The 6,700-nt window shown below is 67.9% G+C and carries 3 protein-coding genes and 2 pseudogenes; 2 read left to right on the forward strand and 3 right to left on the reverse strand.

The annotated features are described in order from the left end of the window. Nucleotides 1–284: pseudogene (locus tag AB4039_RS41160) on the reverse strand (ISNCY family transposase); the annotation flags it as partial. A 405-nt stretch (nt 285–689) separates the two neighbouring features. On the opposite strand from AB4039_RS41160, the gene AB4039_RS41165 reads away from it, so the two are divergent. After that, complete coding sequence (locus AB4039_RS41165) at nt 690–2,204, forward strand: restriction endonuclease (RefSeq protein WP_442273199.1); 1,515 nt, start codon at nt 690–692, stop codon at nt 2,202–2,204. Between the two features lie 424 nt (nt 2,205–2,628). On the opposite strand, the gene AB4039_RS41170 is transcribed toward AB4039_RS41165, so the two are convergent. After that, a complete protein-coding gene (locus AB4039_RS41170) occupies nt 2,629–3,774 on the reverse strand; it encodes an epoxide hydrolase family protein (RefSeq protein ID WP_442273200.1) in 1,146 nt (381 codons plus the stop codon). A gap of 63 nt (nt 3,775–3,837) precedes the next feature. On the opposite strand from AB4039_RS41170, the gene AB4039_RS41175 reads away from it, so the two are divergent. After that, the gene (locus tag AB4039_RS41175; RefSeq protein ID WP_266844934.1) at nt 3,838–4,833 is read left to right on the forward strand and encodes a helix-turn-helix transcriptional regulator; all 996 of its coding nucleotides are present in this window, start codon (nt 3,838–3,840) and stop codon (nt 4,831–4,833) included. A gap of 558 nt (nt 4,834–5,391) precedes the next feature. Here the strand turns inward: AB4039_RS41175 and AB4039_RS41180 are convergent. After that, nucleotides 5,392–6,700 (reverse strand): annotated as a pseudogene (locus AB4039_RS41180) (ISL3 family transposase); the annotation flags it as partial.

Here is a 6,700-nt window from a genome sequence, read left to right on the forward strand (position 1 = left end):
TCCACGCGCACCGGGACCCTCTTGTGATCACCCTCCCAACACGCGTTCCGGTGCATCCGCGGGCGCTTGCCATAGACGTCATACCGACGCCGGGCCCCCTCACCACCCTTCAACCCAGCCCGCTCCCCCGCCGACAAGTCCTGCCGCACCGCGCGGTGGAACACCGACAGCGACGGCACCGGTCCCAGCGACGGGTCCTTCGCCGCACGAGCCACGAGCTCACGGTGCACCGCGGAGACATTCCCGCCCCACACCGCCAGCTGCTGCCGGATCTCCTGCGTCACGGTGAGCCTCGAACGCGGCTTCGGACCCATCCGCCCCTCACTGCGCCCCACGGACAGCCAGCTCCACACCGTCCGCTCCGACACTCCGGACACCGACGCCACCAACCGCACATGAGCCGACGTCAGCTCGCCCCGGGAATCCAACGACAGCAGACGGGCAACAGCCGCCTCACGCACTACAGCAGTTGGCATCACGACGTCCCCGGCGTCGGGGCACTCCCCGGCCATGCACATCACCCCCCAGACAAACGCCCCGCGAAGACGCTGTCCGCCCCTGCCCACCTCACACAGACACGCCGTGCAGCGTCACCCGAACGGAGACGCCCGGCTCAGGCGGACCGCCCAGATTGATGCAGGAGCCCACGGGGCAGCTCTTGCCTACAGACGGGGCTACGAAGGGGAACCATGGCGCGAAGGAAGTCGCTGGCGTCGCAGCTCATGCAGGCGTACCGCGACGCCCAAAAGGCCAAGGCAGCAGCGGCGAAGCAGGCAGAGACGGAGCGGCTGCGGCAGGCGCGCGCTGAGGAACGGGAAGTGGCCCGGCAGGCCAGGCAGGACGCGCGGAGAGAGCGGGAGCAGGCGCAGGCCTGGGTACGGGCCAAGAAGCAGAACGAGAGGGCGCGTACCGAGGAGGCACGCAAGGCCGATCAGATCGTCCGGGACCTGGAGAAGCGTGAAGCAGCCCGGACGAAGGCGGCCGAGCAGAAGAAGAAGGCCGCGGCGCGTGAGAAAGCCGAGGCCGACCGGCGAGCAAGCCAGCAGCTGAGCGAGGACCTGCGCCGTGAAGCCGCAGCCAAGACAGCCGAAGTCGAGGAGCAGGTCGAGCGCCTGAACTCCGTACTCACCGCCAGAGCGGGAGGACTGCACGCTCACCGTCTGCCGGTAGAGCAGGCCTTTCTCAGTAATGGCATCGACGCGATGACTAGCCACGTCGAAGGCGCACTCGGCCAGGTCAGCTACCCCAACGGACTTCGCGGCACGTGGCGTACGGCGTTCACACCCGAATCACGAGAGCTCGTGCTGGACGTCGAACTCCCAAGCCAGATGGCAGTACCGGCGGCCATGCAGTATCGCTACAAGGGTTCGCCTCCGCCCACGGTCGTCCCACAGCCTCGGAAAGACGCCGAAACCAAGGCCATGTACAGGGATCTCGTCGCCAGACTCGCGCTCCGCGCCATCGATGAAGCCCTCGCCGTGACACCACCCGCACTGGTCGACGTCGTGGCCTTCAACGGGCATGTCAATGCCAAGGACCGGGCTACAGGAAAGGCCATCCGACCCTGCCTGGTCAGCCTGCGTGCAGAGCGGAACACCTTCGAGGAACTCGTCCTGGACGAACCACAACTCGACCCCGTACAGACCCTGCACTACCTCAACGCCATCGTCTCTCAACACCCCTACGACCTGGAACCCGTCCGCCCAGTAGTCACGTTCGACCTAGCCAAATTCAAACTCGCACCCGAACACGACGTGGTCGCCGCCCTCGACAGCCGACCCGACCTACTCGCACTCGACCCCATCGAGTTCGAACACCTCATCCGGCGTCTGTTCGAGGCGAGGGGACTCAAGTCCTGGGTCACCCAGGCCTCACGCGACGACGGAATCGACGCAGTCGCCATCAGCGAGGAACCCCTGGTCGGAGGCCTCTGCATCATCCAAGCCAAACGCACCAAGAACCTCGTACCAGCGGAGACCGTCCGCGCACACGCCGCCATGGTCAACGACAAAGTCGCCTCCAAAGGCATCGTCGTCACCACCGCCTGGTTCGGCAAAGCAAGTCACGACTTCGCTCCACGCCACCGACTGGAACTCATCGACGGCCGACACCTCAAGGCACTCCTCCTCGAATACCTCGACATCGATGCCCTCATCGGACTCCCCAAGCTCCCACCCGGCTGGGCAACACGAGACCTCACCTGACACAGGGCCAGTAAGAAGACCGCCCCCAACACGCTCCATTCCAATCCCTACAGACTCGGCGCGAACTCCACCCCAGGTTCGGCAGCACTCTTCAGCAACAAATCAGCGCCGAACTTCAGAACACGAACCGTGCCACCACAAACCACCAGGTCACAGCACACGACACCTACTGAAAACTCAACGCCGAACCACTGAACAACCAACGCCGAGCATCAGTCGACCCGGTCCCCACCTCAGGTGATCTGGTCCGATTCGCCCGTCGTCTCAGGTGATCTGGTCGGTGTGACGGCTGGGCGGTGAAGTCGAGGAATCCGGGGCAGCCGTCGGTCAGGGGAATCCCGGAGTGGCTCGGCCCGGGCAGTCCCCGCCTGGTGCTTCAAGGCCGTGGGCTGCCCGGGCACTCTCGGGGTGCCAACCGCAGGTGTCAGGTGCCGAGCGTGCGGAAGAAGGCGCGGACGTCGGTGACGAACGCCTCCGGCTGCTCCAGCGCGAGGAAGTTGCCGCCGCGCTCCAGCTCGCTCCAGTGGGTGATGTTGTGGTCCCGCTCGGCGAAGCGGCGGATGGCGATGTCGGTGTGCAGAGCGACGGCCACGCCGGTCGGGACGGTGCCGCGCGGCTTCGGGGCCCAGGCGCTCGGGTCGTGGCCCGACTCGTAGTACAGGTTCGCCGAGGAGCCGGCCGTGCCGCTGAACCAGTAGACGCTGATGTTGGTCAGCAGGCGGTCGCGGCCCACGGCGTCCTCGGGGAGCTCGGTGGCGGGGTCCGTCCATTCCTTGAACTTCTCCGCGATCCACGCGAGTTGGCCGACCGGCGAGTCGTGCAGGCCGTACGCGAGGGTCTGCGGGCGGGTGGACTGGATGGCGTTGAATCCCATCTTGTCCTGCTGGAAGTCCTCAAGCCGCGCGAGGCGCTCCTGCTCGGACGCGGTCAGCCCCTCGAACTCGGAGGGGTCCCCGGAGGGGAAGGTGACCAGGCCGTTGACGTGGATGCCGATGACCCGGTCGGGTGCCTGGCGCCCCATCTCGGCGGCGATCCAGGCGCCGCCGCCCGTTCCCTGGACGCCGTACGAGTCGTAGCCGAGTCGGCCCATCAGTTCGACGAACGCGCCCGCGATGCGGCCGGTGTTCCAGCCGGCCTCGCCGAGCGGGCCGGAGAAGCCGGTGCCGGGCGTCGAGGTCACGATGACGTGGAACTCCTCCGTCAGCGGCCGGATGACGTCGGCGAACTGCACGAACGAACAGGGCCAGTCGTGCAGCAGGAGCAACGGGACGGCCGCCGGGTTCTGCGAACGGACGTGGAGGAAGTGAATGTTCTGACCGTCGATCTCGGTGGTGAACTGGGGGAACTCGTTGAGCTCCGCCTCCGCCTTGCGCCAGTCGAAACCGTCGGCCCAGTACGCGGCCAAGGCCTTGAGGTAGTCGGTGGGCACACCCCGGCTCCACCCGGCGCCGGGGATCTCGCTCCCCCAGCGGGTGCGCGCCAGCCGGTCGCGCAGGTCGTCGAGGTCGCCCTGCGGGACGTCGATGCGGAAGGGGTGGATCCGGGCGTCGGTGTTGCTGCTGTTCTCCATGGGTAAGACACTATTCTGGATATAGGCACGATTCCTTCCTAATGGCAGAACAGGCTAGGGCCCATGCTCGATACCTCCGCACGGTTGCTGCGCCTGCTCTCCCTCTTGCAGGCCCCGAGGTCCTGGCCGGGATCCGAACTGGCCGAGCGGCTGGGGGTGAGCGGCCGTACCGTCCGCAACGACGTCGACCGGCTGCGCGAGCTCGGCTATCCCGTGGACGCCACTCGCGGCGCCACGGGCGGCTACCGGCTGGGCGCCGGGGCGGCGATGCCTCCGCTGCTGCTCGACGACGAGGAGGCCGTCGCCGTGACGATCGCCCTGCGCACCGCCGCGCAGGGCGCCGTCCCCGGCGCCGAAGAGACCTCGCTTCGGGCGCTGGCCAAACTGGAACAGGTGCTGCCGTCACGGCTGCGCCGCCGGGTGCGGACCCTGATGGCGTACACCGTGGCCGTGCGCCCGGACCGTCCCGTGCCGGCCGTCTCCGCGGACGTGCTGACCGTTCTCGTGTCCGCCTGCCGCGACCGGGAGCGGCTGCGGTTCGACTACCTGGACCACGCGGGCTCGCCCACGCGCCGCTTGGTGGAGCCGTACCGGGCCGTGAACTGGGGACGGCGCTGGTACCTGGTGGCCTGGGACGTGGAGCGCGAGGACTGGCGTACCTTCAGGGTCGACCGGATCGAGCCCCGAACCCCGACCGGACCGCGCTTCGCCCCGCGCGAACCGCCCGGTGGCGACGTTTCCGCGTACGTCTCCCAACGGGTGTCGAGCGCCGCCTGGCGCTACCACGCGCGGGTGGTAGTCCGTGCGCCCGCGGCGGCGGTGATCGAGCGGATCAACCCGGCGGTGGGCACGGTCGAGGCCGTCGACGCCGACAGCTGCGTACTGGTCACCGGTGCGGACACGGTACAGACCCTCGCCGTCTACCTGGGCATGCTCGACTTCGACTTCGAGGTCAGCGAGCCCGGGGAACTGGTCACCCACCTCCGTCGACTCGCCGACCGCTACGCCCGCTCCACACCGGCTATCCGCCGGGGCGGAAAGACCCGCCAGGCCCGCTAACAACAGATCCGCCACCGCCGGACCGGACCTCCGGAGACAACTCAGGAGAACAGCCCAGGCGGACCCCATCAATTGAGATCCGCGTCAGGCAGCCGTCTCAACCCATCTGGTCGCCCCAGCTCACAGTCCCGGTCCGGACCAGATCGATTGAGACGGGACAATGCTCAACTAACCTGCGCAGTCCAATTCTGCCCACGGTTTGCGGTGGGCGATGCTGGCGCGCATGCTCCTCCGCCGAACACGCGCTGTCGCCCCGGACTTAGCAGAGTCAGAAGGAGCGTTCGGGCTGGCCTGAGAGTTTTTCACCGCATCGTGGGGCTCGGTGTATCTGCGCATTGCGCAGATTGGCCGACCCGTTCTCCACTGAGGGGGAGGGGGCTTGCCTGTGGTCTTGCCTTGGACTCGACAGAGGGGGCGGGGTGCATCCGCGTCATGTGAACGTGCGGTTCGTGGGGCCCGACGGGGTCGTGGTCCAGCTGCCGTGGCGGACCACGGCCGGGGAGGTGACTGTAAATCGTTCGGCTCTGTTCCGTAGTCGGTGGTGACGCTGTGTTCCCACTACGGGATGAGGATGCGGTGGCGGAGAAGGTCGAATCCAGCGCGGCCGTGCATCTGGCGCATGATCCTCTTGGTGCGGGTATTGACGCCCTCGGTGCGGCCGTTGTGGTAGTTCTCTGGGCGGGTGAGCAGGAGGCGGGCGAAGCGCTGCGGGGTTGTGACGGGTTTGGAGCCCTCAGCGCGGCCCTGGGTGATGTAGCGGACCAGAAGGTTGGCGCTGCCGGTATAGCCGAGCTCCTTGATCTCGCGCAGGAGGTGGGTGACAGGTACCGCAGGGTCTTCGGCCCGRCGCCGACGCAGGTGGTCACGGTAGGGGTCGACGAGTGTGGGCTTGTAGCGGGGCGCGCGGCGCTCTGCGGTGGGCTCCTTCATGCGGGCGTACCGCTTGACGGTGTTCAGGGAGACATCGAGGCGGCGGGCGCATTCGAGCAGGCCGACGCCCTGGTCGAGGAGATGGTGGACMCGCTGCCAGCGCTCGCGGGTGGTCTGCTCACGCACTCCGCCAGCCCGGGCGGGGTTCACGGCGGTGGCCCAGCACCCGGCGTGGGAGCGAACTTCGGCCAGGACCTTGCCGCACAGGTTGCTCCACAGGTGCCACCTGTCGCTGACCTGCACCGCGTCCGGCAGAGCCWTTCGGATCGCCTCGGCGTAGGTTGCCGAGCCGTCCCTGCACACGGTCTCGACGCCAGGGTGTTCGCGCAGCCACGCGACCAGGGTCTGGGCGGTGCGGTCGGGCAGGACGTCGATCCGCTCGCCGGTTTCGGCGTTGATGATCACGGTGGCGTAGCGGTGCCGACGCTTGAGGGCGAAGTCGTCGACCCCGATCACTCGCGGGACCCGCATGACCGGCGTGGGGATACGCAGGAGCAGACGAAGAGCGGTGGCGTAGGCGACCGGCACGGCCAGAGCYCTCGTGAGGCGGGCGGCCGCCCGGCCGCATAACTCCTTGACCACCTGCGAGACCTGCCTGGTCAGACGGGTAGTACGGCGCTGAAGACGCTCCAGAAGCCCGGGGACCTGTTCCCGGAATGTCTGCCGACGGCAGCCCAGCACCGGGCAGACCAGCCGCYTCACTCTCACCCGGACGGATACCCGGCGGCCGTCCACCGGCACGTCYGCCACCGTCCGCCACCGTCCGCCACCGTCCGCCAGTGATAGTCGTGCACCTTCGCGGTCGGCACCCCACACACCGGGCACGGCACCGGAACATCCCTGGTCCGCGCCGTCACCCGAACCACCTCACCGCCGTCCACCACACTCTCGACGACCAGCGCAGACAACCCTGAAAACACAACATTCACAAGAGAGT

The sequence above is a fragment of the Streptomyces sp. M-16 genome, from assembly GCF_052114405.1.
GTDB lineage: Bacteria > Actinomycetota > Actinomycetes > Streptomycetales > Streptomycetaceae > Streptomyces.